This window comes from Bradyrhizobium sp. USDA 4472, from assembly GCF_054058595.1.
The window spans coordinates 3,015,435-3,042,146 of record NZ_JBSSAM010000001.1 but is presented as its reverse complement, the minus strand read 5'-3'; the positions used below and the strand labels follow the sequence as shown (position 1 = coordinate 3,042,146).

General features: G+C 62.5%; 27 protein-coding genes, 1 tRNA gene and 1 pseudogene. 14 read left to right on the top strand and 15 right to left on the bottom strand.

The features are described from left to right. Positions 1 to 17 precede the first annotated feature (17 nt). Positions 18 to 338 carry a hypothetical protein gene (locus tag ACVWZ4_RS13935; protein ID WP_456790146.1) on the bottom strand — a complete coding sequence of 107 codons (321 nt, stop codon included), beginning with the start codon at positions 336 to 338 and terminating at the stop codon, positions 18 to 20. Between the two features lie 293 nt (positions 339 to 631). On the opposite strand from ACVWZ4_RS13935, the gene ACVWZ4_RS13930 reads away from it, so the two are divergent. Next, positions 632 to 1,801: a hypothetical protein gene (locus ACVWZ4_RS13930; RefSeq protein ID WP_456790145.1), complete on the top strand. Its 1,170-nt coding sequence runs from the start codon at positions 632 to 634 to the stop codon at positions 1,799 to 1,801. Between the two features lie 134 nt (positions 1,802 to 1,935). After that, positions 1,936 to 2,244: pseudogene (gene rplV, locus ACVWZ4_RS13925) on the top strand (50S ribosomal protein L22); the annotation flags it as partial. Positions 2,245 to 3,173: 929 nt separating this feature from the next. Here rplV and ACVWZ4_RS13920 read toward each other — a convergent pair. Both ACVWZ4_RS13920 and ACVWZ4_RS13915 read right to left on the bottom strand, forming a co-directional pair. Beyond that, positions 3,174 to 4,538, bottom strand: coding sequence for a HipA domain-containing protein (locus ACVWZ4_RS13920; protein ID WP_456790144.1), 1,365 nt, complete (start codon positions 4,536 to 4,538; stop codon positions 3,174 to 3,176). Then, positions 4,535 to 4,816, bottom strand: a complete 282-nt coding sequence (locus ACVWZ4_RS13915) for a helix-turn-helix transcriptional regulator (RefSeq protein ID WP_456790143.1) — start codon at positions 4,814 to 4,816, stop codon at positions 4,535 to 4,537. Before ACVWZ4_RS13915 ends, ACVWZ4_RS13920 begins: the two co-directional genes overlap by 4 nt. 381 nt (positions 4,817 to 5,197) lie before the next feature. On the opposite strand from ACVWZ4_RS13915, the gene ACVWZ4_RS13910 reads away from it, so the two are divergent. Beyond that, positions 5,198 to 5,515, top strand: a complete 318-nt coding sequence (locus tag ACVWZ4_RS13910; protein WP_456790142.1) for a hypothetical protein — start codon at positions 5,198 to 5,200, stop codon at positions 5,513 to 5,515. Here the strand turns inward: ACVWZ4_RS13910 and ACVWZ4_RS13905 are convergent. Next, complete coding sequence (locus tag ACVWZ4_RS13905; protein WP_456790141.1) at positions 5,489 to 6,325, bottom strand: hypothetical protein; 837 nt, start codon at positions 6,323 to 6,325, stop codon at positions 5,489 to 5,491. The two genes, ACVWZ4_RS13910 and ACVWZ4_RS13905, sit on opposite strands and share 27 nt — an antisense overlap. 233 nt (positions 6,326 to 6,558) lie before the next feature. Here ACVWZ4_RS13905 and ACVWZ4_RS13900 point away from each other — a divergent pair, with 233 nt between their 5' ends. Both ACVWZ4_RS13900 and ACVWZ4_RS13895 read left to right on the top strand, forming a co-directional pair. Continuing rightward, on the top strand, positions 6,559 to 7,197 hold the full coding sequence (locus ACVWZ4_RS13900) for a hypothetical protein (protein ID WP_456790140.1): 639 nt from the start codon (positions 6,559 to 6,561) through the stop codon (positions 7,195 to 7,197). Between the two features lie 73 nt (positions 7,198 to 7,270). Beyond that, a protein-coding gene (locus ACVWZ4_RS13895; RefSeq protein WP_456790139.1) for an IS630 family transposase occupies positions 7,271 to 8,210 on the top strand; the annotation gives its coding sequence in 2 pieces (ribosomal slippage) (positions 7,271 to 7,606 and positions 7,608 to 8,210; 939 coding nt in all). A gap of 421 nt (positions 8,211 to 8,631) precedes the next feature. Here the strand turns inward: ACVWZ4_RS13895 and ACVWZ4_RS13890 are convergent. The 3 genes from ACVWZ4_RS13890 to ACVWZ4_RS13880 form a co-directional block, all read right to left on the bottom strand. After that, positions 8,632 to 8,708, bottom strand: a tRNA-Arg gene (locus tag ACVWZ4_RS13890). Between the two features lie 361 nt (positions 8,709 to 9,069). Then, positions 9,070 to 9,708 carry an RraA family protein gene (locus ACVWZ4_RS13885; RefSeq protein ID WP_456737012.1) on the bottom strand — a complete coding sequence of 213 codons (639 nt, stop codon included), beginning with the start codon at positions 9,706 to 9,708 and terminating at the stop codon, positions 9,070 to 9,072. A gap of 23 nt (positions 9,709 to 9,731) precedes the next feature. Beyond that, positions 9,732 to 11,249 (bottom strand): AMP-binding protein, encoded by a 1,518-nt coding sequence (locus ACVWZ4_RS13880; RefSeq protein ID WP_456740606.1) that lies wholly within the window; start codon positions 11,247 to 11,249, stop codon positions 9,732 to 9,734. Between the two features lie 247 nt (positions 11,250 to 11,496). On the opposite strand from ACVWZ4_RS13880, the gene ACVWZ4_RS13875 reads away from it, so the two are divergent. Continuing rightward, the gene (locus ACVWZ4_RS13875) at positions 11,497 to 11,727 is read left to right on the top strand and encodes a hypothetical protein (protein WP_456790138.1); all 231 of its coding nucleotides are present in this window, start codon (positions 11,497 to 11,499) and stop codon (positions 11,725 to 11,727) included. Between the two features lie 92 nt (positions 11,728 to 11,819). Continuing rightward, positions 11,820 to 12,464, top strand: a complete 645-nt coding sequence (locus ACVWZ4_RS13870; RefSeq protein ID WP_456740604.1) for a hypothetical protein — start codon at positions 11,820 to 11,822, stop codon at positions 12,462 to 12,464. 73 nt (positions 12,465 to 12,537) lie between these two features. On the opposite strand, the gene ACVWZ4_RS13865 is transcribed toward ACVWZ4_RS13870, so the two are convergent. Both ACVWZ4_RS13865 and ACVWZ4_RS13860 read right to left on the bottom strand, forming a co-directional pair. Beyond that, positions 12,538 to 12,753 carry a hypothetical protein gene (locus tag ACVWZ4_RS13865; protein WP_456700107.1) on the bottom strand — a complete coding sequence of 72 codons (216 nt, stop codon included), beginning with the start codon at positions 12,751 to 12,753 and terminating at the stop codon, positions 12,538 to 12,540. Between the two features lie 12 nt (positions 12,754 to 12,765). Further along, on the bottom strand, positions 12,766 to 13,773 hold the full coding sequence (locus tag ACVWZ4_RS13860; RefSeq protein WP_456700108.1) for a 2-dehydropantoate 2-reductase: 1,008 nt from the start codon (positions 13,771 to 13,773) through the stop codon (positions 12,766 to 12,768). 179 nt (positions 13,774 to 13,952) lie between these two features. Here ACVWZ4_RS13860 and ACVWZ4_RS13855 point away from each other — a divergent pair, with 179 nt between their 5' ends. Next, positions 13,953 to 14,534 (top strand): YidB family protein, encoded by a 582-nt coding sequence (locus ACVWZ4_RS13855; protein ID WP_456700109.1) that lies wholly within the window; start codon positions 13,953 to 13,955, stop codon positions 14,532 to 14,534. A gap of 28 nt (positions 14,535 to 14,562) precedes the next feature. Continuing rightward, positions 14,563 to 14,835: a GlsB/YeaQ/YmgE family stress response membrane protein gene (locus ACVWZ4_RS13850; protein ID WP_200470495.1), complete on the top strand. Its 273-nt coding sequence runs from the start codon at positions 14,563 to 14,565 to the stop codon at positions 14,833 to 14,835. A 163-nt stretch (positions 14,836 to 14,998) separates the two neighbouring features. Here ACVWZ4_RS13850 and ACVWZ4_RS13845 read toward each other — a convergent pair whose 3' ends face one another. Next, a complete protein-coding gene (locus ACVWZ4_RS13845) occupies positions 14,999 to 15,784 on the bottom strand; it encodes an SDR family NAD(P)-dependent oxidoreductase (protein ID WP_456700110.1) in 786 nt (261 codons plus the stop codon). Positions 15,785 to 16,030: 246 nt separating this feature from the next. On the opposite strand from ACVWZ4_RS13845, the gene ACVWZ4_RS13840 reads away from it, so the two are divergent. The 3 genes from ACVWZ4_RS13840 to ACVWZ4_RS13830 are packed head-to-tail and all read left to right on the top strand — an operon-like array spanning position 16,031 to position 19,106. Further along, the gene (locus tag ACVWZ4_RS13840) at positions 16,031 to 17,095 is read left to right on the top strand and encodes an acyl-CoA dehydrogenase family protein (RefSeq protein ID WP_456705100.1); all 1,065 of its coding nucleotides are present in this window, start codon (positions 16,031 to 16,033) and stop codon (positions 17,093 to 17,095) included. A gap of 16 nt (positions 17,096 to 17,111) precedes the next feature. Continuing rightward, on the top strand, positions 17,112 to 18,272 hold the full coding sequence (locus ACVWZ4_RS13835; protein WP_456700111.1) for an acyl-CoA dehydrogenase family protein: 1,161 nt from the start codon (positions 17,112 to 17,114) through the stop codon (positions 18,270 to 18,272). Positions 18,273 to 18,287: 15 nt separating this feature from the next. Further along, the gene (locus ACVWZ4_RS13830; protein ID WP_456700112.1) at positions 18,288 to 19,106 is read left to right on the top strand and encodes an enoyl-CoA hydratase/isomerase family protein; all 819 of its coding nucleotides are present in this window, start codon (positions 18,288 to 18,290) and stop codon (positions 19,104 to 19,106) included. A gap of 199 nt (positions 19,107 to 19,305) precedes the next feature. On the opposite strand, the gene ACVWZ4_RS13825 is transcribed toward ACVWZ4_RS13830, so the two are convergent. The 3 genes from ACVWZ4_RS13825 to ACVWZ4_RS13815 form a co-directional block, all read right to left on the bottom strand. Continuing rightward, positions 19,306 to 20,055: a hypothetical protein gene (locus tag ACVWZ4_RS13825; RefSeq protein WP_456705101.1), complete on the bottom strand. Its 750-nt coding sequence runs from the start codon at positions 20,053 to 20,055 to the stop codon at positions 19,306 to 19,308. 2 nt (positions 20,056 to 20,057) lie between these two features. After that, the gene (locus tag ACVWZ4_RS13820; RefSeq protein WP_456700113.1) at positions 20,058 to 20,846 is read right to left on the bottom strand and encodes an enoyl-CoA hydratase; all 789 of its coding nucleotides are present in this window, start codon (positions 20,844 to 20,846) and stop codon (positions 20,058 to 20,060) included. A 138-nt stretch (positions 20,847 to 20,984) separates the two neighbouring features. Further along, on the bottom strand, positions 20,985 to 22,193 hold the full coding sequence (locus ACVWZ4_RS13815; protein ID WP_456740603.1) for an ABC transporter substrate-binding protein: 1,209 nt from the start codon (positions 22,191 to 22,193) through the stop codon (positions 20,985 to 20,987). Positions 22,194 to 22,438: 245 nt separating this feature from the next. Here ACVWZ4_RS13815 and ACVWZ4_RS13810 point away from each other — a divergent pair, with 245 nt between their 5' ends. Continuing rightward, the gene (locus ACVWZ4_RS13810; RefSeq protein ID WP_456739082.1) at positions 22,439 to 23,290 is read left to right on the top strand and encodes a thermonuclease family protein; all 852 of its coding nucleotides are present in this window, start codon (positions 22,439 to 22,441) and stop codon (positions 23,288 to 23,290) included. A 36-nt stretch (positions 23,291 to 23,326) separates the two neighbouring features. Beyond that, positions 23,327 to 24,817, top strand: a complete 1,491-nt coding sequence (locus tag ACVWZ4_RS13805; protein ID WP_456705103.1) for a M48 family metalloprotease — start codon at positions 23,327 to 23,329, stop codon at positions 24,815 to 24,817. Between the two features lie 11 nt (positions 24,818 to 24,828). Here the strand turns inward: ACVWZ4_RS13805 and ACVWZ4_RS13800 are convergent, their stop codons facing one another. Together ACVWZ4_RS13800 and ACVWZ4_RS13795 are read right to left on the bottom strand one after the other, a co-directional pair. Beyond that, on the bottom strand, positions 24,829 to 25,230 hold the full coding sequence (locus tag ACVWZ4_RS13800; RefSeq protein WP_456740602.1) for a c-type cytochrome: 402 nt from the start codon (positions 25,228 to 25,230) through the stop codon (positions 24,829 to 24,831). 58 nt (positions 25,231 to 25,288) lie between these two features. After that, positions 25,289 to 26,626 (bottom strand): MFS transporter, encoded by a 1,338-nt coding sequence (locus tag ACVWZ4_RS13795; protein WP_456700116.1) that lies wholly within the window; start codon positions 26,624 to 26,626, stop codon positions 25,289 to 25,291. Between the last annotated feature and the right edge of the window lie 86 nt (positions 26,627 to 26,712).

The following is a 26,712-nucleotide window of genomic DNA, read 5'->3' as shown; positions in this document are numbered from 1 at the left end:
TAACCTGAGGCTTAGGGTTACCCCTTCAGCAAGAAGTGTTCCAACGTGCGCTGCTCGATTTCGGCCAAGATTTCCAAAGCCGCGATGTGCGGTGCGGTCCCGCCGTACCCGGCGGCGTAGGTCTCCACGGCGTTCAATAGCGGCAGCGGCAGGGTGACAACGATCTTGCCTCTGTTTGGGGGCGATTTCGGAAGAAACACAGGACCTTGCGAGGGCTTGGCCAGACGGCGAACGAGCAACATCCTCGTCAGACTCGACGCCGAAAGCCCGCATTTTGCAGCATATCTCTTGAAACGGTCGGCGCCGACCACGTCCAGGTATGGATATATCTTCGGCATATCCCGGATCGCGCAACGTCATGTGGGGTGCCCCCGCCCAGCCGACCACACATAATGTAGACTCTTTTGGAGTCAAACGCAACCGAGGTTCCAGTGGACAACTCAAGATTGGCTGCCTGACGCATCGCCATCCGCTGACCAATCGATCGTCACCGCAGTCGTTTTTCCGCGGCGCGGCTAGTCTTCTCTAAACGGGTGCCGACGGTCGGCGGCGGCCGCACTCAAACGTGGGCTTGTGGACGTAGCCGGCGAGTCGTCAGGATTAGCGGTTGATATGGAATGACGTTTAGGTAATGCTTACCGAAGATTGCACCTTCGTTTTTTACCAGCAGACGCGTTTTATGCCTCTCCCGCTCGTCACGATTTCTCTGCAGCAACCCACCATCGGACACATCACTGGAAGGGTCACGCACGAGGACACCAAGCGAACGCTCACGTTCGAGAGCCGTGACGTCATCGCGACCCTCCATTCGTATGCCGATGCCATCCGGCACAAGATCGAAAGATACATGGCGCGGATGGGCAACCAGAGCGATGAGCTAAGGGCGGCCGCCAACTTGGGCTGGCTCTTCCTCGACTCCCTGCTGGGAACGGTTTGGGACGCGGCCGGCGGACAGCCGGATCCGGCGCTCAAAGCCGAAGCGCTCGCCTGGCTATCTGCCAAGGGCGGGATGGTCGTTATCGACTCAGAATACGTGCATGCGCCTTGGAATTTCCTGCACCTCGTCAAGCCGGGGGCTTCCGCCAACGTCTCCGATTTCCTCGGCTCCCGACAACTGGTTCTTCAGCGTGTAAACTTGAGCGGCGGACTTCCGCCAGTGTGGCCTGCCCGCAGAATGTTCGCCATTCACGGCAACGACCAACCGATGATTGCCGAAATGGCTTGCATCGAAAGTCATGCAACAGGCAACGCGGTCGCTCTGCAGCGATTTCCAAAAGACATGAATTCGGTCATCGCACACTGCCCGACCGAGTTCGACGCATTGTGGATGACGACGGATCCGAGCGTCATACACGTGGCGAGCCATCTGATCCCGCCGCTGTCCGTCCAAGGGCGACCGGGGCCAGATTGGAGCGCGGCCATTCAAGTGGCAAACGACGTCTGCTCCGAGAAGTTGGAGGTGGGCGATGTGCTATCGAACGTTCAGTCCAGCCGAGCGGCGATGGAGCTCGGCTTCTTCAATCTGTGCTCGCTAGGTAGAGGTACGATGCTTTTGCATGCTGGCGTGGCTGCGGCGTTCGCCGTGCGTGTCGGATGCAGCATCTTCGTGGATATGTTACTGCACAGCGATTTGGCGGAGAAATTCGCAAGTGCGTTCTACGCGGCCTATTTGACTGGCGAAGATCCGATCAAGGCGTATGGCAACGCCAAGCAGGCCGTCAGCGTCTCCGACGAAGAGACGGTGCGAGCGCTGTGCTACCGCTTCACATTCGGTGACCATATCATGGACATGGCGGCCTGATGGACGCACAAGTCGACGAACGCCATCGGCACAAGCACGCTTTTCAAGCAGCGGAATCGCATCACGTCCGCCGCAATGTCGCGAAAGAGAAGCGCAAGTCGGTCGCTACGGTCGAAGCCAGGGCGACCGCCAGGATGCTACGCGTGTCGCCTCAGAAGCTAAATCTGGTTGCGGCGTTGATCCGCGGCAAGTCCGCGGTAAGCGCGCTGTCTGACCTGCAGTTTGCGCGTAAACGTGTCGCAGTAGACGTCAAAAAATGTCTTCAATCAGCCATAGCGAACGCCGAGAACAATCACGATCTTGATGTAGACCGCTTGGTGGTCAGCGAGGCTCACGTCGGCCAAGGCCTCAAGATGAAGCGTTCCGCGGTGCACGGGAGAGGCCGCTCCGGCCGCGTGGACAAGCCATTCTCGCAGTTGACCGTTGTCGTACGAGAATCCGAGCCGGTCGCGAAAAAGCGCCCGAGGGAGGTTTCGCGCGTGTCTATTGAACCGTCCCAGAAAAGTAAGACATCGGTCCTTGAGGCAATTCGAGGCCTACAGGCCTGCCTACAATCGCGCCCTGATTACGACCGAACGCGCATGGAACTGGCGCGCCTTTCTGATCTCGCCTCTCGGCCGACGAAAGATGGCAACTCGAACAGATTTGCACTGGCAGCGGCAAGAGCGGCCGTCCCGGTGCTGATCGCCGGTCCGGACCAGGAACGACGTGCGTCTTTCATGTTGTTGTCGATCGCGCTGAAGGAGTTCGCGCCGACACAGACCATCGCAGATTTTCTGCAAAGCGAACGCGTCCCGTGCGTTACGGAGATCGCGACAGATCATCACGAATTATCGACCATCGGGCAGCGCAAACCTTTGAGGATCGTCGCAGCTTTGAACCGCGCCATACGAGTGGTTGACTCTAAGCTTGAGAGACCGACGGTGCTCGATACGTTGAAGCCTTGGCCAACCGCTCTCACTTTTTCGATACGGGTCGGGGCTCCACGAGCCCGTATAGAGCCGCCTACGGAAAACGTAGTTGAGTTTGCCGCAGGAAAAGAGCAGACGGCGGCATCCTTCGTCATCATTCCGTCTGAAGCCGGCGCTCTGCCCGTGACCATCGATTTTCTATTGATGGGAAGCCGCTTCGCACGCAGGACTCTCCAGTTCGTGGCGAAATGAGGCTCAATGGGCGGAAGCTCGCGGGGATGACCTGTCACACTTGGTGAACGGCGGATCGGCGCGGTCACGACCGAGCTTTTAACCTCGGAAAGTCGCCCGCGGCCCTCCCCTCGGTGTGGCCATCTTCGTCAACGCAGCAACACCACGAATGAATTGGATTAGGGCTGAGCAAGGGTCAGGGCGTTCGACCCCCTAGTGTCGACGCTCCATCAGGAAAAGCCGGGCGGACGCGGTGCGATCTTGGACTCCGGCTCTTCGTCTGCGTCGTCCTCAACGTCGTTTTTCAGATTTCGCAGCATATCGCGGCAGTAGCCGGCAATGTAATCGGATAGCTGCTGATATACCGGGGACTTTTTCAACGCGTCCAACTCTTCGACCACGGACGGAAGAGCGTCGAGGACGGCTTGCGACAATTCACCGACGCGGCGCCTTACCTGAGCGCCTGAAAGGTGGTTCTCGTCCGCCATCCGATCCCAGTGGCGAGCATGGATATGGTGGCCGCGATTCTTGCCGGCGATCTTCATCGCTAGGTTTCGAGTGACATCCGGATAGATGTCGCCGTTCATCACGTCATAGAGGGGAGCCATGGACACGGCGCCACCGGGCTCCAGCAGTAGGGAATAGTTCTTTGAATGCGCGTCAACGTTTCCGCAGAGGACATTGAACAGGAACAAGTCGACGAAGCGCGCCGCATTGAACGCGCCGGCTTCCGTTTTCCTCAGGACATCGAAGCAGTCCTTCAGGCCCGGACCGCGAAGCTTTGTCGCCGGGTTGGTTTCGTACTTCGTAGAAGGAATGTGCCCTGTAGCCTGACAAAAATCTTCCTGGTGTACTCTGCGGAGGCTGCGTCCATGCGGCACGCGGTCGTAGCGCTTCACGAGCAGGTAGTCGAGGTCCTCGGCCTTGCCGATCGTGCATTCGGCGACGGGCAGCTTCACCTTCGCCGCCAGGCGAAGACAGAAGGCTTCGTTCTCTACCGCATTGTTGAAGTGCTTGTTGGCGGGTTTTAGAATGTGCGTCGTCGGTGCACCATCGAGCGCAAGACCTATGCCCCCATCGGGATACTGGACCACTGGGAGTTTGTCCTGCGCACCGGCGAGCGACATGTGGATGCCTTCCTCGCCCACGAGAAGCGGCTTCTCAGGAAGGCGCCGGATGGCCGCGGCGAGTTCCGCTTCGGAAAGCCGCTTGTAGCGCGGCGTCCGCTTCGGTCGCTCGCCGGCGGGCCGGTAGACTTCAAGCGCGCCAGGAAGATCTTCTCCCAACTCTTCGAGCAGGGCGAACACGTTCGCTTCCGGAATTTTCAGGATGGTGCCGACCGTTTTTAGCGTCCGGCCTTCGGGCAGAAGATTCAAAAACCATCGGTACACGACGTCCGGTTCGTGGACGCGCTTCGCGAGAGGCATGCGGGTAGAAACGGCGAAGGCCTGCGGATCCTTGGTCCATGCTTCGTCATAGATGAGCTCAATGTCCTGGATTTCTTCCGAGCGCCGACGCAACAATCCGACGAGAATATCGCCATAGCGGACTTCGAGGGTTTCGCCGGCTCCGCCGGTCTTCGGCTTGCTTGTCATGGCGACGTTGAAAAGTTGTCGGGATCGAAGGCTTCGGACGGCTCGGCCGTCGGCCGTGCCGACGGCGCGGGGCTCATCTCCGGCATCAGTCGTATGCCAAGGGCCTGCAGCAGGCGGAGGACAAGACCAACTTGGCTGGTCTCCTTGCCGTTCTCAATGTCGACGATGAAGCGGACTCCTACTCGAGCTGCCAAGGCCAAGTCTTGCTGGCGGAGCCCCAAGGAGGTGCGCCGGTTCCGGATCAGTTCGCCAAGTTCTGCAGTCGTTGTAAGGGCCATTTGAATTTTCCCGAGCGGGAAGATTACGGGTCTTTTCCTCGGCACACAAGCAAAATTTACCGAGCGGGAAATTACCTCTTGGGAAGCACGGAACCAAGGCGTATTTTTCCCGATCGGTAAATTCTCATACCTGGAGTGGCCAATTCAGCACAGAATTTCCCGAGCGGGAAGCCGGGTGCCAACGAGCCCTTCTGCCCCACGGGGACGACCTGGTGCTCGCTGCTCGCCGCCACCATCAAATTCCGATGGGGAACCAAAAGCGACTGAAAGAGACCGACACTCCTGCTGGTGGACTTAAGCGCGTCCGGTCCAAAATCATGGTTAATCGCCGCTTAACCATAGCGAGGTAGTTTCCGTGCATACCGCTGTGAAGTGAGCGTCATGGGTCGCGTCGTCCGTCTTGTGCAATTTGATCGCCACGGGCCATCCAGGCCGCGGTCCTTCAGCAGCAAAATCCTTCTCGTCGCGCTTTTTCCCGACGACAAGGTCCTAGTCGCCTTCGCCCAGCACCTTTATCGCGAGCACGGCATCCTGACGGTCGATGACTGGGACGACCGCGGTCGGCATGTTCTCGAGAGCTATGCGATGGACATCAGAAGCAAGCGCCGGTTCGTGTCGCTTGTGGGGGTTCCGATCCCCGCCCGAAACAAGCCAGAGGGAATCGTGCTTTCCTTATGCGCCGCGCCTGCGGCGACCTGACGGGGAGCGTCGGATTTTTCGAAGCGCTTCGGCGAAATTATCTTCGATATCGATGAAGTTGCCCTCCGCCGTATTGCAATTCTTGGCGCGAACTTTTTGGCCGGCATTGGTCCTATCCGGCATTGCCACTACGGACACGTGACCACATCCCGTTTCGTGAAAGAACTGCTTGATCGAACGAGCATTCTGCAGCGTCATGCCGGCCCCTTGCGCCGCAAGCGCCAAGAAGGATTTGGCCCTCTCCTCATCCTTGGCGTTTGGCTCGGATGATGACGCGCGAACACGATCGATCAATTGCTTGTGGAGCTTAGCGTCGTCTGCACCGAGCGTTGTCGGTTGCAGAATGCTTCTTTGCCGCGCATCGAGCTCACGGAACACATATATAGCGGGCCGCAATCGAACGAACGAGTAGAGATCTAGTCCGCGTAGACCTGCATCGAACGCTCCATGCAGAGCGAGCTCGGCCGAAAGCACGCAGCAACATGCCTTGTCCAGCCGTAGCGGCTCGCCTCGTGCAGCGCTTTCCACCTGGCCGCCGTTGAAGTCATCCCAGTTGCCCCCTTCGAAAAGGCTCCGCCACTCACGCGGCAGGAGGCCTATCGTACGGCCGCGCTGTCCGACGATGTATTCAAGAACTTCCTTGCGGTTGCTGAATCCTTCGCCGGCCTGCAGCAAGGCTTGAACGAGGGCGGGGAAGCCCGCCACATACGTCCAGCGATAGAGCGCAAACTCCTCCAGGTAGACTTCCCGCTTGAAGTCGTCACCTTGAGTATCGAACAGCGCGAAAATATCGGCAGGTGCTTTAAGCAATCAGGCCCCCAGCCCGGTCGACCGTATTTTTCAACTCGGCCGCGAATCAGGTAAGTAGTATTTCTCGCAGCGAGCATCTCCGAAAAGGTCCGACAGGGGTATTTCCCCAATTACTTCCTGCGGGGGGCAATAGGGCAGGAACGCTCGCATCTTCATCGCATCACTTGTTGCGCTACTGAACGGCGCCCGTTCGAATCGATCCCATCGAGGCTTCAACCCGAGGGGGTCGTATCATGTCTGGCGTGTCGGTTGCGTTGGTGCTGTCCATCGATTTTCTTAGTCAGCTTCTGTTTGATCTTACTGCCTTGGCGACAAGTGCCGGCTTGGCTGCCGGTGAGTTGACGACGAAACCTCCGGTCGCAGGGTGGAGCGAGACGTTCTTCCATGAACTATCGACTTTTGTCCTTGCTGCGGCAGCCATTGCGGTCGGCATCATGGCTATCGCGCTCGTCACGATCCTCCTGAGAGCCAGCGGATACACTGGAGCTCTGGACATCATAACGATCGTCGACAGGTGGATTGGGCCGCTCTGGAGGAGCGATGCACGCCCTCTCGTCAACGTCGAATATCGGGATGCCGACGACACGCCGATGCAGCTCGGCTCATTCGTACTTGCGACGTTGAGAAACTCTCGCGGTAAGTTCTTCGATCTGGTCGAAGGCGCTTTCGTTCATTGCGAGCCGGCCTGGATTAAGGCAGGCGCTCTTGTCCACGTCAGCGTGCAGCAGGGGCTCGTGCGGGAAGATCTCTATGTGCTCGTAGATCCGGAACGCGATCTCTTGTACGTCCGGAGCCAGTATCGTCGTGCCGAGATGTTCGAGAAGATCAATCACGGCGCGACCACGCGCGGTTCTAAAGCGGGATGGGGTTAGGTTGAATCGATTTGGGATTCCCAAATCGGTGAGTTTCTGATTCACCATGCTGGCTGGAAGGAGGCCAGCATGGATGGGCAAGCCTTATTCACTGGATCTTCGCAAGCGTGTCGTGGCCGCGATCGAGGGCGGGATGTCGCGTAATCAGGCGGCCAAGCAGTTCGGGGTGGCGATCAGCACGGCAATCGGCTGGATGCAGCGGGTCGAAGAGACCGGCAGCGTTAAGCCTGGCCAGATGGGCGGTCACAAGCCGAAGGCGGTTTCAGGAGACTATGCAGTCTGGCTGTCGCAGCGGATCAAGGACGGCGATTTCACCATACGCGGTCTCGTTGCTGAACTTGCCGGTCGCGGCCTGAAGGTCGACTACCACTCGGTGTGGGACTTCGTGCATGCCGAGAAGCTGAGCTTCAAAAAAAAGCGTGGCGGCTGGCGAACGCGATCGACCCGAGGTCGCGCGACGGCGAGCCCAGTGGACAAAATATCAAGGTCGGGTCGAAGCTGAGCGGCTTGTCTTTATCGACGAGACATGGACCAGGACCGATATGGCGCCCTTGCGGGGATGGGCGCCGCGCGGGCACAGACTTTCCGCCAAGGTTCCTCACGGCCGCTGGAAGACCATGACTTTCCTGGCGGCCCTGCGCCATGACCGGATCGATGCGCCGTGGTTCATCGAGGGGCCGATCGACGGCGTGAGCTTTCGCACCTATGTCGAGAAGGTTCTTCTGCCCGTCCTTCGACCCGGCGACATCGTCGTCCTGGATAACCTTGGCAGCCACAGGAGCAAAGCAGTCCGCCAGCTCATCCGTTCGGTCGGTGCCAAACTGTTCTTCCTGCCAAAATACTCACCCGACCTGAACCCGATCGAACAGGTCTTTGCCAAGCTCAAGCATCTGCTCCGCAAAGCTGCCGCGCGAACCGTCGACGCAGTCTGCGCCGCAATCGGCCGCGCACTCGATGCCTTCACCGCCGACGAATGCGCCAACTACCTCAAAAATGCAGGCTATCGGACTTAATGCCATCACGCTTTAGAAGACAAGAGGACATCGTCGCGAGCTGATGCGCGCCGAAGCACATCGTCGAACCTGACCTCCAAGGCGGACGTTTGCCGAAGGCCACAGCGGCACGCGCGCGGCGATACTCCTTTGACCTATCGGCGTCTCGACCGCCGTTTTCGTTCCCCGTCACGCGAGCAACGGGGCGACAGAAACCAGGTCTCGATGGCAGGAATGGCCGTCGAGGGATAGCGAACAAACAGCCACTTCCATGTTGCATCCGTGTTGCACGGAGCAGATGTCACCCTGTGTAACCCCTTGTAACTCCACGTACTGGACGGACCATACGGAATCAGCCCTTCGAGGCCGAAATCGATGGCAGAACCGAACGCGTACCTCGGGGAAACGCTGGAATTTACGAGGTTTTTTGCGTTAAGCGGCGTGGCGATCCCGGCATGACTCGAACATGCGACCTACGGTTTAGGAAACCGCCGCTCTATCCGGCTGAGCTACGGGACCGCGGAACCCGCCAAGGAGACGGGTTGCCTGGAGCTGTACATATCAAAGCGAGGGCCGAATCGGAAGCCCTCGCCGCCCTCCATTTTATTTTGCGGCAGATTGGCTCACCGCGGCCAAGAGGCGGTCAAGAGCCGGTCTTTGAATTCACCTTTCAAGCTCACGTATACGCTGGACCATTGCCGGCTCCTGAACTCGCAGCGACCTCAAGTGCGCGATTCCTCACCACTCGATGCAATCTCACCGTAGGAAATATCAGAAAGCCTTGATCGAAACAGAGAACGCGAAATCACTTCGAAAGGTACGATAGCCGATTGGGTTTTAGATCGATCCGGCGATCGCTTTGACTTGAGCGCCGCCTCGCTCAGGATTTCCCATAAGCCCCCTGGTAGCGCCCGTCGCGGATCGCCTTCAGGGTCTCCTCCTCGCGCCTGATCTGGACACGCACCGCCTCCAGCAGCATCGCGGCGCCGGCGGCGGGAAACGACACCACGCCATCTTCATCACCGACCACGATGTCACCAGGCGAGATCACGCTGCCACCGACCGTCACAGGCACGTTGATCTCGCCTGGGCCGTTCTTGTAGGGCCCGCGATGGATCACCGCGCGGGCGAAGCAGGGAAAGTCGTCGCCGGCGAAGGCGGCCACGTCGCGGATGGCGCCGTCGATGACATAGCCTTCGGCTTTGCGCCATTGCGCGATGTTCTTCATGATCTCGCCGACCAGGGCCCGGGTCTCGTCGCCGCCGCCATCGACCACGATGACGTCGCCGGGACCGACCAGCTCGAGTGCGCGATGGATGGCAAGATTGTCGCCGGGACGGGTCCTGACCGTGAAGGCCGCGCCGACCAGCTTGCCGCTGCGATGATAGGGCTTCAGCCCGACCGCGCCAGGCAGCCGGCTGAGATTGTCCGAAATGATCGAGGTTGGTGCATTCCTGAAGCCTTCGATGATATCGGCGGGAGGCTTGGGCACGCTGTTCGCTGCGATGGTGATCGTCATGAGGTTCAGTCCTTCCGAGGCTCTTATTCGGCGTGCGCCCGGGCCTGCGCGGGCATGATGCGGAAGGCGCGGCCTTCCTTCATCCACGCCGCGCGCTCGTCGCGCAACAGCGTGCGGCGAACCTTTCCGGAATCGTCACGCGGCGGCGCGCTAACGAACTCAAAACTCTCCGGATGCTTGTAGCGGCTGAGCCGGTCTTTCAAAAAATCCGCCATGCTGTCTGCGATCACCTGACCGTCCGCGCCGGGGTCCGGCTCGACGATGGCATGCACGCGCTGGCCGAGCTCAGGATCAGGCAGGCCCACCACCACGCAGGAGCGCACGCCGGGGCACGCGGAGACGGCAGCCTCGACCTCGGCCGGATAGATGTTGGCACCGCCGCGCAGCACCATGTCGGCGAGGCGGTCGCCCAGATAGAGATAGCCTTCGGCGTCGAGCCGGCCGATATCGCCGAGCGATTCCCAGCCGTCGGCGCGGCGCTTCGGCTCGGCGCCGAGATAGTGATAGGTGGCGTCCTTGCCGTCGTTGTTGAGGAAATAGATCTCGCCCGTCTCACCGGGCGCGACGTCATTGCCGTCCTCGCCGATGATGCGAAGCCTCGCCGTCTCCGCGATCTTGCCGACGGAGCCCTTATGCATCAGCCATTCGGTACCTGATATGATGCAGGCGCCCTGGCGCTCGGTGCCGCCATAGAGCTCCCAGACCCTGTCCGGCCCAAGCCAGGCGATCCAGTTTTCCTTCAGCCAGGGCGGCATCGGCGCTGCCATGTGGAACACGGTCTGAAGGCTCGACACGTCATAGCCATTGCGAACCTTATCAGGCAGCGCCCAGATCCGGTGCATCATGGTCGGCACGAAATTGACCCATTGCACGCGCTCGCGCTCGATCTGGCGCAGCGTCTCCTCAGCATCGAACCTGACGAGGCCGGTCAGCTTGCCGCCGGCGAACAGCGCAAAATGCGACACGATGAACGGCGCATTATGATAAAGGGGGCCTGGATTGAGCAGCGAGACTGCAGCGGGAATATTGAGCGGCGGCGCAGCGAGGGTATCAGTCACCGCAGGCTGATGGTCGAGGATCACCTTGGGACGCCCGGTCGAGCCGCCGGAGGTCATGGCCTTCCAGTAGCGCGCGACCGGGGGATCGAGCGGCTCATCGGAAAAGCCGTTCGGCACAAAATCCGCAGGCAAGCGGTTCGGCGCATTCCAGTCGGCCTCGCCGCCGACCACGAGCGCGGGCTTCAAAATCTCGAGCACGGCCGCGGCTTCGCCGCGCGGCAGCCGCCACGACAGCGAGGTGGGCGTCGCACCGCATTTCCATACCGCGAACGTGGTCTCGAAAAACCCATTGCTGTTGGGCAATCCGATCGCGACGAAATCGCCGGGCTTGACGCCCTTCGCCGCAAACGCGCGCGCCCGCCTGTTGGCACCGCGTTCGAGCTGGTCCCATGTCAGTCTGTCCCGACCGTGCTGGACGGCGATGGCGCCCTCGGGTTTGCGTTGAGCGTACCAGCGCGGCACATCGGACAGGGGCAGCAGCATCAGGCGTTTCCATTTCGTTTTCTTGGCGGGGCCTCAGGATGGGCCGCGTCGCGCAGCGAAGTGTAACAGCCGGAGCCGACCCTTCAAGCTTCTGCATTCAGCGCTCCTTCAATGCCGCCGCGCTCGGCGCGGTATGCGCCGACATATCGTAGCCGTCGGCATCGCGCAGGCGTCCGTGCAGCACGATGATGGCGCGCGAGATCGCCGGCAGCGTATCGACCAGCCGCTGGAGAGGTGGAGCGGCAACATGCCGCCCACCGACAGCCCCGCACCGGCGAGGACGTTCACCGGCTTGCGGTTCGGTGCATTCTCGTCCGCGGCCAGTGCGCGGCCGCAAACCTGCGCCAATGCGATGGCGGAGAAACAGGTCGACGCTCTCATGATGAGAATTTCTCTTCGCATTCAAACCGGTAAATGCGCCCTGCGGCTGCGGCTCCCGAGCCACGTCAAGCAAAAAATGTCAGCAACCCAGCCATGAATTTCCCGAGTTCCATGGGTGACAAGCCGACGAGAAAGGGGCAAAAATCGGCGACGACTCAGTTGGGGTTGAGTTTCTCAGGCTCTCGCAGAATGTTGTCCGTGTTTGCATCGCGTCGTGCGGCGCCACTTCTCGTTGCCGCAGCAGGAATTTTTCTGCTGACCACGCCGCATGCCCACGCCGAATGGTGGAAGCGCGCCCCTATCGACTTCGAGGAATGCGCCGACGCCGCCGAAAAATCCGCGACCAAGGCCGAAAAGACGGCAGCCCTTGCGGACTGCAATGCCAAATTCGCCGGCCGGCGCAAGGCTGGCGGCGGCTACACTTATTACGACTTCCTCCAGGACCGCACCTTCGACATCGCAGGTCCCAACCCGACGCCGGAGGAGCAGAAGAAGATCGACGAATCCTACACCGCCTATCTTGCCGATCAGCGCCGCAGCAATGAAGCCGCCGAGGCCCTGGCGCGGCAACAGCGCGAGCGGCAGGAGCAGCAGGAGCAGCAGGAGCAGAAGCGCGAGCGGCAGGCGCAGCAGCTCCAGCAGGTCGCGCTGCGAACCGAGGTCGAGCGCGTGCCCGTGCCGGTGGAGCGCCCGAAGGTGCTGGGTGCGCGGCCGAAGAATGCCCCTTGCATCAAGGGCGCGTTCTCCTGCGAATGGCCGCGGCTGTCGGAAAGCCTCAGCGACCTGAAGAAGCTGTTCAGCCCGGCGCCGAGCAAGCCGGCCAAGAAGGGGTAAGCTGTCTCCACATCCGTCGTTGCGGCTTCGCTGCGCCCGCAATGACGAGTGGATGGAGATTCGCGCCCGACCCTCAGCGCGTCTGCTTCTTCTTCGAACGCTTCGGTGGGGTTACCGCCGGCGCAACCGGTTCTGTCGTTGCCTGTGAATTGCTCAGCGCCTTCCGGCTCTCCTGCAAGCGCGCGTCGTAGCCCGGCGAGTTCACGACGGTCGGCGGCCGGGCCTCCGCCAGGCGGGAGGCGCCGCAGAGCGCGGCCAGCCCGAGCCCGATCACTAGAGAACGTTTCATCGGCTCCTCCACTCAAACCACACCACGGATCTGTTGAGGCGAAAGGCCGGGCGGGCCCTTAGCCGCCGTCTCCGCCTCCTTGACCAGCACAGCAATGCGACGCATCAGCGGCACATCGACATTGTTCTGCTCGGCAAGCGCAATGACCGCGCCCTGCAGATAGTCGATTTCGGTCTTGCGGCCCTGCTTCAGATCCTGCCACATCGAGGAGCGCGCCTCCGGATCGATCTTCATGGTCCGCCGCAGAATCGCTTTGAAGATCATGTCGGGCAGTCTGAGCATCGCCGGCGTCCAGTTCATCGGGATGGGCGTCGACGACACCGGCGTGATGCCGGCGGCCCTCAGCGCAGCCAGGCCTTCCGCCATCTGGTCGGCGAACAGTTTTCGCCAGTCGCGGTTCGCCAATTGGGCGGCAAGCGGCATGTCGGACAGTGCGCTGAGTGCGTTGTTCAGATTGATGATGAGCTTGCCCCATTGCACGCCGGCGATGTCGCGGCTCGCGCGCAGGTCAAGACCCGGCACCGACAGCGCGGCAGCAATGTTGTCCGCGTCTTCACCCACCTGGATGTCTCCGGAGCTGGAACGATGGAAGCGCCCCTCGCCCATTGCGACCACATTGAACGGCACCATGCCGGCGAGCACGCGCCGGCCGCCGAGGCGCTCCCTCAGCACGGCGACATTTCCGACGCCGTTCTGCAACGACACGATGACGGCATCCTGCGGCGCATGCTGCGCGATCTGATCGGCGACATCGGCCGTGTCGGCGCTCTTCACCGTCACCAGCACGATGCCGGCGCCGCAGAGGATCGACGGATCCTCCGACAGCGCGAGCTGGCCGGGGCCGAGCTTCCTCTCGGAGCCGTCGAAATCCGTCAGCCGCAAACCGAACCGCTCGATCTCGCTCTTCACCCGCGACCGCACCAGCAGCGCGACGCGGCGGCCGGAGGCGGCCAGCTGGCCGCCGACGAAACAGCCGATGGCGCCCGCGCCGGCCACCACGATCGATCGATCCGTCACCACCTGACCTGCTCCACAATGATGCGCTTTCGATAGCAGAGGCTTAGACCGGAGGCGAGGCCGGCTGCCCATCGCGGCCAAAGTGCATCTGCCTTGTAACCGTCATGAGACACCCATATGTTTTTGCATGGGGGCCTATCACCGGCGAGAGCTCGCCGACGAGAACGCCAAAGGAGAACATCATGGGTCTACTCGACGTCCTCAACGGCATGCAGAACGGACCCCGCGGCCCGAGCACCCCAAGCCCGCAAGGCTCTTCCGGCGGCATGTCGCCGATGACCATGGCGATCCTCGGCCTGCTCGCATGGAAGGCATTCAAGCATCTGACGGCAGGCCAGCCGGGCGGCGCGCCGCAGTCGGCGCCGGCGCCTGTGCCGCCGCCCGTGAATGCGGGCCCAGGCGGTGGTGTTGGCGGTGGCGGCATCGGTGATGTCCTCAAAGGCGGCCTCGGCGGCCTGCTCGCGGGCGGGGCGGCCGGCTCCGTGCTGAGCGGAGGCCTCGGCGATCTCCTCAACCAGCTCAAGCAGGGCGGCCACGGCGAGACCGCGAACAGCTGGGTTGGCAAGGGCGAGAACAAGCCCATCAGCCCCGGCGATCTCGCCAATGCGCTCGGCGCCGATCAGATCCAGAGTCTGTCCGCGCAGAGCGGCCTGTCGCGCGACGAGCTGCTATCGGGTCTCAGCCAATACCTGCCGCAGGTGGTCGATCATTTGACGCCGGATGGACGGCTACCGACCGAGAACGAGATCTCGGGCAGACTCTGATTTTCGTCAAAACGAGGGGAGCACTGAGATGAGCATGGGCGGCCTGTTGTGGATCATCGTGGTCGGCTTCGTCGCCGGCCTGATCGCGCGTTTCCTGGCGCCGGGGCCGAACAACCCCAGCGGCTTCATCCTCACCACCATCCTCGGAATCGTCGGTGCGTTCCTGGCGACCTTCGTCGGTCAGGCCATCGGCCATTACGGTCCTGATCAGGGCGCGGGATTCATCATGGCCACGATCGGCGCGGTGGTGGTGCTGTTCATCTGGCACCGGCTGGTCGCGAGCGGCGTGATCAAGGGGTAGCCCGAAGGCCGTGAGATAGAGGCACGTTGCCGCCTCAGGCTCCGTCATTGCGAGGAGCCCGCGACAAAATTGCGAAGCAATTTTGCGCTGATGCGACGAAGCAATCCAGACTGTCTCTAGGGACAGATTTCTGGATTGCTGGGCTTCGCTCGCAATGACGGGTTCACGTAATCAGATGCATCCCCGCATCCATGCGCACGACCTCGCCGGTCATGTTGCTGGAGGCCGGCATCGCCAGGAAGCAGACGAGCTGTGCGATGTCCTCGGCTGAAGAGGCAACCTTCAGCGGCACCTTCGCCACCACACTGTCGCGCACCTGCTTGGCGCCGGCCTCGCCGCGGCCCTTCGTGAACCAGGGCGTGTCGATATAACCGGGACACACGGTGTTGACGCGGACCAGCGGCGCGAGTGCGCGTGACAGCGACAGTGTCATGGTGTTGAGCGCGCCCTTGCTCGCGGCATAGGCGATCGACGATCCGACGCCGCTGATGCCGGCGACCGAAGAGACGTTCACCACCGCCGACGGTCGCCCGGACGCCTTCGACGCCGCCTCGAGCAGGTTGCGCGCCGCGCGCACCATCTGGAACGGGCCGATGGTGTTGACGCCGTAGAGACGCTGGAAATCTTCCGCCGACAATCCGTCGAGATCGGCATGAGCAACGTGCTTGGTGGTGCCGGCATTGTTGACGAGGATGTCGAGCTTGCCCCAGCCGCTGGCGGCCGCAACGATTCTACGGCAATCGTCATCCTTCGAGACGTCGCCCTGCGCGACCAGAACTTCGGCGGCGCCGGCCTTGCGGCAGAGCTCTGCCGTGGCTTCGGCTTCGGTCTTGCTCGACGAATAGTTGATGACGAGCCGCGCCCCGCTTGCGGCAAGAATTTGCGCAGTCGCAGCACCGAGGCCGGATGCGGAGCCCGTCACGATTGCGCACAAACTGTCCTTGGCCATCCGGATGTCCTTCCCCGTGATTGAATGTGGTGCCCTGTTTAGCGAGTTTGCCGCGCGCTGCAAATCGCAGCAAACTCCGCTAAGCGGAATTAGCCCAGACCGCTCACACCTCCATGCCGGTGCCGCAGATGGGCCTGCGATCAACGCTTGTCAGAGCCATGGCTTTTTCGGATCATCGGGCGCAAGAAGAACCTGCGCGTCGGCCCGATTGGGCAGGACGCGCCAATGGCAAAAACGGGGAACGCTGTGGCGGAGAGTGACAATATCGTCGTCGAGACCGCGGAGAAGATCTTCGCCGATCTTGCCGATCCGCAAACCATCAACAACGACAAGACGAATTCGTGGCAGGCGCCGCTCTGGCAGGCCCTGAGCGAAGCCGGCTTGCCGCTCTCCTGGGTGCCCGACGAGCTCGGCGGCTCCGGCGCAAGCTTGGCGGACGGTTTTGCCTTGCTGAACGCCGCCGGCCGTTTCGCCGTCGCGATTCCCTTGGCTGAGACCATGCTGGCGGGCTGGCTGCTGGCGCAAGCGAAGATGACCTCGCCCGAAGGCGAGATGACCGTGCTGCCGGCCTCGCCCAAGGATCGCATCACTGTTGATGCCGACGGCGCGCTCTCCGGCCGTTGCCGCGGCGTCCCCTTTGCCAAAGCGGCCAGGCATTTTGCAGTCCTCGCGCATGGGCCGGATGGCGTCTCGATCGCGCTGGTCGATGCAAGCAAGGGGCGGATCGCATCCGGGCTCAACGTCGGCTACGATCACAGCGACACCGTCACGCTCGACAAGGTCCAGCCCGTCGCCATCAAGGCGGCGCCCGATGGCGTTGACCAGACAACGCTGATGCTGATGGGCGGCGTCGCACGCAGCCTCCAGATTGCCGGCGCCCTGGAATCGATGCTCGACATCTCGGTGCGCTATTCCAACGAGCGCGTCGCCTTCGAGAAGAAGATCTCGAAATTCCAGGCCGTGCAGCACAATCTCGCACGCCTGGCGGGCGAGTCTGCCGCAGCACTTGCGGCCGCGACATCGGCGGCCGACGCCATCGCCAACGCGAAGACGTTCGACGACGAAGTTTATCTCGAAGCCGCCTCGGCAAAGATCCGCTGCGCGGAAGCAGCCGAAAAAGGCGGTGCCATCGCACACCAGGTTCATGGCGCGATCGGCTTCACCATCGAGCATATCCTGCACCGCTACTCGCTGCGGGCGCTGGCGTGGCGCGACGATTTTGGCTCGGAGAGCTACTGGGCGGTCGAGCTCGGCAGGCTGGTCGCCTCCAGAGGCGCCGATGAATTGTGGCCGCTCGTGGCTTCACGCTGACAGGGAGACGAAACACATGACCGCTGCCCTTCGTTTCGACCCGATCCGCCTGCCCGAGAACTGCGAACGATTACGCAAGGAAGTGCGTGCGTTCCTCGCCGAAGAGATCGCCGCCGGCACCTTCGATCCGCACAAGCCCAACCGCGAAGACACCGACGCCCCGGAATTTTCCCGTAAGGTGGGCGCCAAGGGCTGGCTCGGCATGACCTGGCCGAAGAAATATGGCGGCCAGGAGCGCTCTTTCCTCGAGCGTTACGTGGTGACGGAAGAGATGCGCGTCGCCAACGCGCCGACGCGGCGGTTCTTCGTCGCCGACCGCCAGAGCGGTCCGGTGCTGCTGAAATACGCGCCCGAACACATCAAGATGGATATCTTGCCGCGCATCTGCCGCGGCGAAATCTGCTTTGCCATCGGCATGAGCGAACCGAACTCCGGCTCCGACCTGTTCGCCGCGAAGACGCGCGCGACCAAGACCGACGGCGGTTATCTCATCAACGGCACCAAGATCTGGACCTCCTCGGCTCATATCGCCGACTACATGATCGCGATCTTCCGGACCTCGCCGCCGACCAAGGAAAACCGCCGTCACGGCCTGACGCAATTTCTGGTCAAGATGAAGCAGCCGGGCATCAAGGTAAACCCGATCGGCCAGATCACCGGCCAGTACGAGTTCAACGAGGTGGTCTTCACCGACTTCTTCGTGCCCGACGATCACGTGCTCGGCGAGGTCGATGGTGCCTGGAAGCAGGCGACGTCGGAGCTCGCCTATGAACGTTCCGGCCCCGAGCGCTTCCTCGAAACCTATTACGTGCTGACCGAGCTGGTCCGTGCGGTCGGTCCTGATCCGGACACGCGCAGCGCCGAAGGCATCGGCCGTCTCGTGGCGCAGCTCCACACCATGCGGCGCATGTCGGTCTCGGTGGCCGGCATGCTGCAGGCCGGCAAGGAGCCGGTGGTGGAAGCCTCCATCGTCAAGGACATCGGCACGGTCTGGGAGCAGCAGCTTCCGCACCGCGTGCGCGATCTCGCCGCCTTCGTCGAGGAGACCGCGACCAACCGCGAGACGCTGGAACGGCAGCTCGATTTCGCCATCAAGACCGCGCCGAAACTCACCATCCAGGGCGGCACCACCGAGGTGTTGCGCGGCATCATCGCCCGCGGACTTGGGCTCCGCTAAACCTTCGAGGACATCATGACCACCTACAAGGATATCGGCGTCGAGAAAGTTGGGCACGTCGGCACCATCGAGATCCGCAGACCGCCGCTCAACTTCTTCGACATCTCGCTGATCAACCAGATCGCCGACGCGCTCGACGAGTTCGACCGTGACATCGAGATCCGCGCCTCGGTGTTGTCCGCGCAAGGCAAGGCGTTCTGCGCCGGCGCCAATTTCGGCGATCCCGCGCGGCAGGCGCAGGAAGCGCAAGAAGCCGAGAGGAAAGCAAAGGGCGACCCGGCCGACAATCTCGGCCCGATCAACCATCTCTACATCCAGGCCGTGCGCATCTTCCGCGCCAAGAAACCGATCGTTGCAGCGGTGCAAGGAGCGGCCATCGGCGGCGGCCTGGGCCTCGCAGTGTCGGCGGATTTCCGCGTCACCTGCCCCGAAGCCCGCTTCTCCGCGAACTTCACAAAGCTCGGCTTCCATCCCGGCTTCGGCCTGACGACGACGCTGCCCGAGCTGATCGGCAAGAACAACGCCGAGCTGATGTTCTACACCAGCCGCCGCGTCACCGGCGAAGAGGCGTATAAATGGGGCCTCGCCAACGCGCTGGTGCCGCAGGACCAGGTGAAATCGGCCGCGATGAAGCTCGCCGGCGAGATCGCCGAATGCTCCCCGCTCGGCCTGCTTTCCACCCGCGCCACGATGCGCGCGGGCCTTGCCGATCGCGTCATGGCCGCGACCAACCACGAGCTCGCAGAACAGACGAGATTGCGTGCGACGGAAGACTTCAAGGAAGGTGTGCGGGCGACGGAAGAACGCCGCGTCGCGAATTTCAAGGGAAGGTAGCGCCCTCTCCTTCTCTAAACGGCCCTCTACCCCGTCATCCTGAGGAGCGAGTTGCACGGTGCTTAGCACCGTGCAAGGAGCCTCGGAGCATGAACGGCCCGGCTGGTGGCCGTCGCCCTTCGAGGCTCGCCGAAGAGGCGAGCACCTCCAGCGACAATGGCTTCGCCATTGCGCGGGCGTGACGGATCACTACGAGGAATTAACCGACGCGAAACGTCACTCCGCCGAGCAGGAATTCATTGCCCGCAACTGCGAGCCCCTTCTCGCGCGCAGCATGCAACACACTCGCTGCATCGGCTACCCGAAACTCCAGCGCGCTCATGATCTCGCTCGCACCCTTCACGAAACGGAAGGTTGCGTTGGGCAGCTTCAGTTCGGCATCGCCGTTCGCGGTAATCCCGATGATCTTGCCCCAGTGCCCCGCCAGCCCCTGCGGATCCGGGCTCTGCATCTCGACCGCTGTCAGCGCCTGCGTCACATCCTTGCGGATGAAGCTTTGCCAGTCCGGTCCGGCCGGCGGATATGCGCCCAGAATATCGTCGCTGCCTTCGGTGTGGTTGAACTCGATGAAGGCAGCGCGGCAGTCGCGCGGGTGGAGCTGGACGCCGTGATAGGGCGCGTGGTGGATCACGTTGGCGGTGCGCACGCCCATGGCGTTCGCATGGCGGCCGCGCTCGTCCGGATCGTTGCAGCAGAAGATCGCCATATAGCCGCCACGACCGCCGGTCTTCTCGATGAAGCGGCCCGCCGTGGTGCCATCCTTGAACGGCGCGACGACTTCCAGCATGATCGTGTCGACCGGGAGCAGTGCGTTCTCCAGGCCATATTTGGCGACATTGCCGTCGCGGTAGCAGACGGAAAGGCCCATGATCCCGGCGATGTCGGAGACGACGGGCGCGAGCTGCGGCGCGACCAGGCAGATCTGTCGCAGCCGCATATAGGGGGCCATCGTCATGCGCCCCTGAAGGCCGGCTTGCGCTTCTCGACGAAGGCTTTGGCGGCTTCCTTGTGATCCTCGGTATCGCTGCAGCGGGTGTGATGGATCGCTTCGCCGTCGAAGCAGTCTTCCAGCGGCAAATGCTCGGCATTGTTGATGTTGCGCTTGATGAAGCCAAGCGCGATCGAGGGCCCTTGCGCCAGCGACATTGCGAGCTCGTGCGCGGCGGCGTCGATCGCGGCGTCGGGGACGACCCTGGTCACCATGCCGATCGCATGTGCTTCCCTCGCGGTCAGCACGGGAGACGTCAGATAGAGCTCGCGCGCCCGCGCGCTGCCGAGCAGCTGGGTCAGGAAATAGGTGCCGCCGTAATCGCCGGAGAAGCCGACCTTGGCGAAAGCCGTCGTGATCTTGCAGGATTCCGAGGCGACGCGCAGATCGCACGACAACGCCATCGACAGGCCGGCACCGGCTGCGGCGCCGTCGAGCTGCGCGACCACGGGCTTCGGCATCTGATGCAGGATGCGCGACACCTCCATGCCACGGCGCAAGTTTGCAAGCTTCTGCTCGAACGGCAGCGGCGCGCGGCCGGCCGCCATCGACTTGACGTCGCCGCCGACGCAGAAAGAACCGCCGGCTCCCTTGAACAGCACGGCCCGCACGTCCGGATCGTCAGCCGCACGTCGCGCCGCCTCGACCAGGCCTGCGACCATCTCAGGGTTCAGCGCGTTCTTTCGCTCGGGCCGGTTCATGGTGATGGTGAGCAGCCCGCCTTCGAGCTTTTGCAGGACCATGTCGTTCATGGGAGGTCTCCCTGGTTGTTTCGTTTTGCTCTGTCTATCGCCACACTCATCATTGCGAGGAGCCCTTGCACGAAGCAATCCAGGCTGTCTGCTTGGAAACATCTCTGGATTGCCTCACTTCGCCGGCAATGACGACGCCTACTTCTTTACCAGCGGGCAGCGCGACTGCTCGAGCGACTGGAACGCCTCGCCGCCGGGCACGGTGGCGAGCAGCTTGTAATCATCCCAGCGCCTCCGGGACTCCGACGGCTTCTTGACCTCGAACAGGTACATGTCGTGGATCATGCGGCCGTCTTCGCGGATCTTGCCGTTGTGTGCGAAGAAATCGTTGATCGGCGTTTCCTTCATCACCTTCATCACCGCGGCAGCATCGGTCGTGCCGGCCGCCTTCACCGCCTTCAGATAGTGCGTGACGGAGGAATAGACGCCGGCCTGTGCCGATGTCGGCGGCCGCTTGACGCGCTCCTGAAAGAGCTTCGAGAAAGCGCGCGTCTCGTCGTTCATGTCCCAGTAGAAGGCTTCGGCCAGCAGCAGGCCCTGCGCCGTCTCCAGTCCGATCGAGTCGATGTCGGTGACGAAGGCCAGCAGCGGCGAGACCTTCTGGCCGCCCTTGGTGATGCCGAACTCGGCCGCCTGCTTGATGGCGTTGACGGTGTCGCCGCCGGCATTTGCCAGTCCGATCACCTTGGCCTTTGAGGCCTGCGCCTGAAGCAGGAACGACGAAAAATCGGACGTGTTAAGTGGATGACGCACGCTGCCGAGCACCTTGCCGCCGGTCTTGATGACGACGGCGCTGGTGTCCTTTTCCAAATCCTGGCCGAAGGCATAGTCGGCGGTGAGGAAGAACCAGGTGTCGAGACCCGACTTCACGGCCGCAAGGCCGGTCACATTGGCCTGACCGTAGGTGTCGAACACGTAGTGGATGGTATAGGGGCCGCAGGCCTCGTTGCTGAGACGGATCGATCCGGGTCCGTTGAAGATGATGATCTTGCCCCGTGCTTTCGCGATTTCGCCGGCGGCAAGCGCGGTCGCGGAAGCGGCGACGTCATAGATCATCTCGACACCCTGGTTGTCGAGCATATCGCGGGCGATGTTGGCGGCGAGATCAGCCTTGTTCTGATGATCGGCGGCCAGCACCTCGATCTTGCGTCCGAGCACCTCACCACCGAAATCTTCCACCGCCATCTTGGCCGCGGTCTCGCTGCCGGGGCCCGTGATGTCGGCATAGAGGCTCGACATGTCGAGGATGCCGCCGATCTTCAAGGGAGGCTTCTCCTGGGCCTGCGCGGCGGCGCTTGCACCCAAGGCAATCGCGGCGGCAAAAATGCCCGACAAAATATGTTTCATGGAAAACATTCTCCCTTGGTCGCCTGGCTCTGAACGGCGGCTTGATTATTGCTATTCCCTCGATCATGCCGGATGCGCAAGACAGCGGCAAGCAGAAGCGCAATGCGCATCGGCGGATGCTCTAGTGTTTTCCGCAAAGCGGAATGGTCGGAAGACGCAAGATGTTTCCGCATCGTCATTTGCGAGCGCAGCGAAGCATCCAGAGTCCCTCCGCGGGAAAAACTGGACCCTTCACTGCGTTCGCAATGACGGAGTGTGAGGAAGCGTCTTCGCGAACCGCTGCACTTGGGGTAAAGCCAGAGGGGAATGCAACCTCCCCGGGTCATATGACGCAAGGGCTTCAGCTCATCGTCGCGCTTTTTCTCGTCGGTGACAGCGCCGCGTACGCGGCGCCGTGCCAATTCGAAGCACAGGGCGAAGGCCGTGTCGCGGCGATCGTCGACGCGCGCAGTGTACGTCTCGACGATGGCCGTGAAGTCCGTCTCGCCGGCATCGAGGCGACAGCAACGACGAGGCAAGCCCTGACGTCGCTGCTCGTCGGCCGCGACGTCGTCCTGCGCGGCACTGACGACACGCCCGACCGCTACGGCCGCCAGGGCGCGCTGGTGTTCATCGGCGAGAGCGACACCTCCGTGCAGACCATGCTGCTCACCAACGGCGATGCCCTCGTCTCCGCTGAGATCGCCGACAAGGATTGCGCAACCGCCCTGATGTCGGCCGAGGCCGAGGCGCGGCGTCAAAAAAAGGGCAATTGGGCTGACCCATCGGCCATAAAAAACGCGGAAAGTCCGGACGATATTTTGGCCGGGATCGGGCGCTTCATGGTGGTCGAGGGCAAAGTCCTGTCGGTCCGGCAAGCTGGGGCAATGACCTACCTCAACTTCGGACAGAACTGGACACGCGGCTTCGCGGTGACTATCTCAAAGCGGACGCTGCCGACGCTTGAAAGTGCCGGAACAACTGTCAAGTCATTGGAAAATAGACGCATTCGTGTCCGGGGCTGGGTTGAGGGGACGACGGGGCCGCGTATCGATGTGCTCCGGGCGGGACAGGTCGAGTTGCTGGGCGCAAACGAGCCGACAGGGGTAAGGCCTTAAAATCAGGCCAGGCACGGGTTAATCGACGTGAATGGGGTGCTAGAACGGCACGGACTGAGTGATGGCCGCCGCCTGCGGGCTGCGCCGGCCGCGCTTTGCCTCGTGCTAGGCACGGCCCTCGCCGGCTGCGGCGATATGGGCCGATTCCAAACTGCGGCGGCCCCGCCGACCGTCGCGCTGCCCAAGCCGAAGCCGGCGGTCGCGCAAACCCCCGCCACCGAAAAGGAGCACGAGCGCATTCTGGCGAGCTACGGCGGCGCCTATGACGATCCCAGGCTCGAATCGCTCGTTAGCAAGACCGTCGACCGGCTCGTCGCCGCCTCCGATCGCCCGGACCAGGGCTACAAGGTCACCATCCTCAATTCCGGCGCGGTGAACGCCTTCGCGCTGCCGAACGGCCAGCTCTATGTCACGCGCGGCCTGCTTGCGCTTGCGAGCGATACGTCTGAGTTGTCCTCGGTGCTCAGCCACGAAATGGCGCATGTGCTGTCCAAGCACGCCGCGATGCGCGAGGACCAGGCGCGCCAGGCTGCCATCGTCACCCGTGTCGTCACCGACATGAGCAACGATCCCGATCTCACGGCGCTCGCACTCGCCAAGACCAAGCTGACCATGGCGAGCTTTTCGCGCAACCAGGAGTTCGAGGCCGATGGCATCGGCGTCGGCATCTCTGCCAAGGCACATTTCGACCCCTATGGTGCCGCCCGCTTCCTCTCTGCGATGGAGCGCAATGCCGAGCTGAAGGCCGGCAAGAGCTCGCTCGATCCGCGCGCGCAGGATTTCACCTCGTCGCATCCGGCCACGCCCGAGCGGGTGCAAAACGCGCAGGCGATCGCACGGCAATACGTCGCCCCGGAAGGCGGCGAGCGCGACCGCGAGAGCTATCTTTCCGCAATCGACAACCTCGTCTATGGCGAGGACCCCAGCGAAGGCTTCGTCCGCGGCCGCAGATTCCTGCATCCAAAGCTCGGCTTCACGTTCCAGGCGCCTGACAACTTCACGCTCGACAATACCGCGCAGGCGGTGATCGGCGTGCGCGAGGGCGGCTCGCAGGCGATGCGCTTCGACGTCGTGCGCGTGCCGGCCGAGCAGTCGCTCGGCGATTACCTCAATTCCGGCTGGATGGAGGGCGTCGAGAAGGCGTCCACCGAGGACATCACGATCAACGGCTTTCCAGCCGCATCTGCCTCTGCCAAGGGCGATCAGTGGCAGTTCAAGGTCTATGCGCTGCGCTTCGGCAGCGACGTCTACCGCTTCATCTTCGCGACACGGCAGAAGTCGACCGAGAGCGAGCGCAATGCGCGTGAGACCGTCAATTCCTTCCGCCGGCTGACGCTCGAGGAGATCCAGGCGGCGCGCCCGCTGCGCATCAAGGTCATCACCGTGCAGCCCGGCGACACCGTCGAATCGCTATCCCACCGCATGGCCGGTGTCGATCATCCGGCCGAGCGCTTTCGCGTGCTGAATGGCCTCGATCGCAATGCACAGGTGAAGGTGCGCGACCGCGTCAAGATCGTGACTGATTGAGGTCGCGGTCGCTACCGCGCCTTTTCTTTCAAAAATGCGATGATGTCGGCGCGATCCTGCGCGTCGGGCACGTCGAAGAACATCTTGGTCTCAGGCACCATGGCCTGCGGTCCGGTCAGCCATCTGTCGAGATTTTCCTCGGTCCAGACGATGCCCGAGTTCTTCAACTCAGGCGAGTAGTCGTAACCGGCGACGCTGCCCGCCTTGCGGCCGACAACACCCTTGTGCATCGGGCCGACGCCGTTCTCGTCGATCGAGTGACAATCTGCGCAGCCCTTGTAGAGCGTCTGGCCGCGCGCAACGTTGCCGGTCGCGCCCGCAGGTGCAGCTGCGCCCAGAAGCACGACAGCGACAAAGACGAGAGCCAGGCCTGAAGTGCTACGCTGAGGAACGGAATTCGGCCAGAGGTTCATGTGATCTCCTGTTTGCGGTTCCGCGAAACAGGATCGGCCGGGCCGAAATTTATTCCCGTCAGTTCGAAGATCGACCCGCGTCCATATCGCCGGCCTCGCGCTGGCCGCTGAGCCAGAGGGCAAGCAGGGTCCAGAACGCGCCCGAGAGCAGATAGGCACCCGAGGCGATGACGCCGAGATTGGTGGCAAGCAGCAGCGCGACCAGCGGGGCAAAGCCGGCGCCGAACAGCCAGGCCATATCGGAGGTCAGCGCCGAAGCCGTATAGCGATAGGCCTGCTTGAAGTTCGAGGCGATCGCGCCCGAGGACTGGCCGAAGGAGAGGCCGAGCAGGATGAAGCCGATCACCATGTAGATGGTCTCGCCGAACGCGCCGGCATCGAGCAGCTGCGGGGCGAAACCGCTGTAGATCGCGATCGCGATCGCCGATCCCATCAGCAGCGATTTGCGGCCGACGCGGTCGGCGATGACGCCGGAGAGCACGATCGCGACGACGCCGAACACGGCGGCGACGATCTCGATGATCAGGAAGCGCACCGGGCTTTCGCGGGTGAACAGGAACACCCAGGACAGCGGAAACACCGTCACCATGTGGAACAGCGCGAAACTTGCCAACGGCGCGAACGCGCCCAGCATGATATTGTGGCCTTCGCGGGCAACCGTGTCCGAGATGCGCGAAGGCTGCAATTCGCGGGTCTCGAACAGCGAGGCATATTCCTCTGTGGTCACCATGCGCAGGCGCGCGAACAGTGCCACGACGTTGATGGCGAAGGCGACGAAGAACGGGTAGCGCCAGCCCCAATCGAAGAAGTCGTCGGCCGAGAGATTTCCGGCGAAATAGGCAAACAGCGCGCTCGCCACGATCAGCCCGAGCGGCGCGCCGAGCTGCGGCACCATCGCGTACCAGCCGCGCCTGGAGGCCGGTGCGTTCAGCGCCAGTAGCGAAGCCATGCCGTCCCAGGCGCCGCCCCAGGCGAGACCCTGCGCGATACGCGCCAGCGCCAGCAGCCAGATCGCGGCAACGCCGATCTCGGAATAGCCGGGCAGGAACGCCAGCGCCACGGTGGCGGTGCCGAGCAGGAACAGCGCCGAGACCAGCTTGGCCGTCTTGCCGTATTCGCGGTCGACCGTCATGAAAATGACGGTCCCGAGCGGCCGGGCGATGAAGGCCAGCGCGAAAATCATGAAGGAATAGAGCGTGCCGGTCAGTTCGCTGGTGAACGGGAACACCAGGCGGGGGAACACGATCACCGAAGCGATCGCGTAGACGAAGAAGTCGAAGAATTCCGAGGTGCGGCCGATGATGACGCCGATGGCGATCTCGCCGGGACTCGCCAGGTCGTGGCCGTGCTCGCCCGAGTGGAGGTCTGCCATTGCGGGGGTCTGTGCCGTCGCCATGCGTGCGCCCTTAACGTCCTGAAATCCAATGCCGACCGCCCCGGCGGGACGCCAGGCAATCCAGCCTTGTTTGACCCAATATGCCG

Coding starts and splice junctions, on each gene's coding strand:
- ACVWZ4_RS13935 (WP_456790146.1), bottom strand. CDS start 338: ATGCCGAAGATATATCCATACCTGGACGTGGTCGGCGCCGACCGTTTC.
- ACVWZ4_RS13930 (WP_456790145.1), top strand. CDS start 632: ATGCTTACCGAAGATTGCACCTTCGTTTTTTACCAGCAGACGCGTTTT.
- ACVWZ4_RS13920 (WP_456790144.1), bottom strand. CDS start 4,538: ATGACAAGCAAGCCGAAGACCGGCGGAGCCGGCGAAACCCTCGAAGTC.
- ACVWZ4_RS13915 (WP_456790143.1), bottom strand. CDS start 4,816: ATGGCCCTTACAACGACTGCAGAACTTGGCGAACTGATCCGGAACCGG.
- ACVWZ4_RS13910 (WP_456790142.1), top strand. CDS start 5,198: ATGGGTCGCGTCGTCCGTCTTGTGCAATTTGATCGCCACGGGCCATCC.
- ACVWZ4_RS13900 (WP_456790140.1), top strand. CDS start 6,559: ATGTCTGGCGTGTCGGTTGCGTTGGTGCTGTCCATCGATTTTCTTAGT.
- ACVWZ4_RS13885 (WP_456737012.1), bottom strand. CDS start 9,708: ATGACGATCACCATCGCAGCGAACAGCGTGCCCAAGCCTCCCGCCGAT.
- ACVWZ4_RS13880 (WP_456740606.1), bottom strand. CDS start 11,249: ATGCTGCTGCCCCTGTCCGATGTGCCGCGCTGGTACGCTCAACGCAAA.
- ACVWZ4_RS13875 (WP_456790138.1), top strand. CDS start 11,497: ATGCCGCCCACCGACAGCCCCGCACCGGCGAGGACGTTCACCGGCTTG.
- ACVWZ4_RS13870 (WP_456740604.1), top strand. CDS start 11,820: ATGTTGTCCGTGTTTGCATCGCGTCGTGCGGCGCCACTTCTCGTTGCC.
- ACVWZ4_RS13865 (WP_456700107.1), bottom strand. CDS start 12,753: ATGAAACGTTCTCTAGTGATCGGGCTCGGGCTGGCCGCGCTCTGCGGC.
- ACVWZ4_RS13855 (WP_456700109.1), top strand. CDS start 13,953: ATGGGTCTACTCGACGTCCTCAACGGCATGCAGAACGGACCCCGCGGC.
- ACVWZ4_RS13850 (WP_200470495.1), top strand. CDS start 14,563: ATGAGCATGGGCGGCCTGTTGTGGATCATCGTGGTCGGCTTCGTCGCC.
- ACVWZ4_RS13845 (WP_456700110.1), bottom strand. CDS start 15,784: ATGGCCAAGGACAGTTTGTGCGCAATCGTGACGGGCTCCGCATCCGGC.
- ACVWZ4_RS13835 (WP_456700111.1), top strand. CDS start 17,112: ATGACCGCTGCCCTTCGTTTCGACCCGATCCGCCTGCCCGAGAACTGC.
- ACVWZ4_RS13830 (WP_456700112.1), top strand. CDS start 18,288: ATGACCACCTACAAGGATATCGGCGTCGAGAAAGTTGGGCACGTCGGC.
- ACVWZ4_RS13825 (WP_456705101.1), bottom strand. CDS start 20,055: ATGGCCCCCTATATGCGGCTGCGACAGATCTGCCTGGTCGCGCCGCAG.
- ACVWZ4_RS13820 (WP_456700113.1), bottom strand. CDS start 20,846: ATGAACGACATGGTCCTGCAAAAGCTCGAAGGCGGGCTGCTCACCATC.
- ACVWZ4_RS13815 (WP_456740603.1), bottom strand. CDS start 22,193: ATGAAACATATTTTGTCGGGCATTTTTGCCGCCGCGATTGCCTTGGGT.
- ACVWZ4_RS13810 (WP_456739082.1), top strand. CDS start 22,439: ATGACGGAGTGTGAGGAAGCGTCTTCGCGAACCGCTGCACTTGGGGTA.
- ACVWZ4_RS13800 (WP_456740602.1), bottom strand. CDS start 25,230: ATGAACCTCTGGCCGAATTCCGTTCCTCAGCGTAGCACTTCAGGCCTG.
- ACVWZ4_RS13795 (WP_456700116.1), bottom strand. CDS start 26,626: ATGGCGACGGCACAGACCCCCGCAATGGCAGACCTCCACTCGGGCGAG.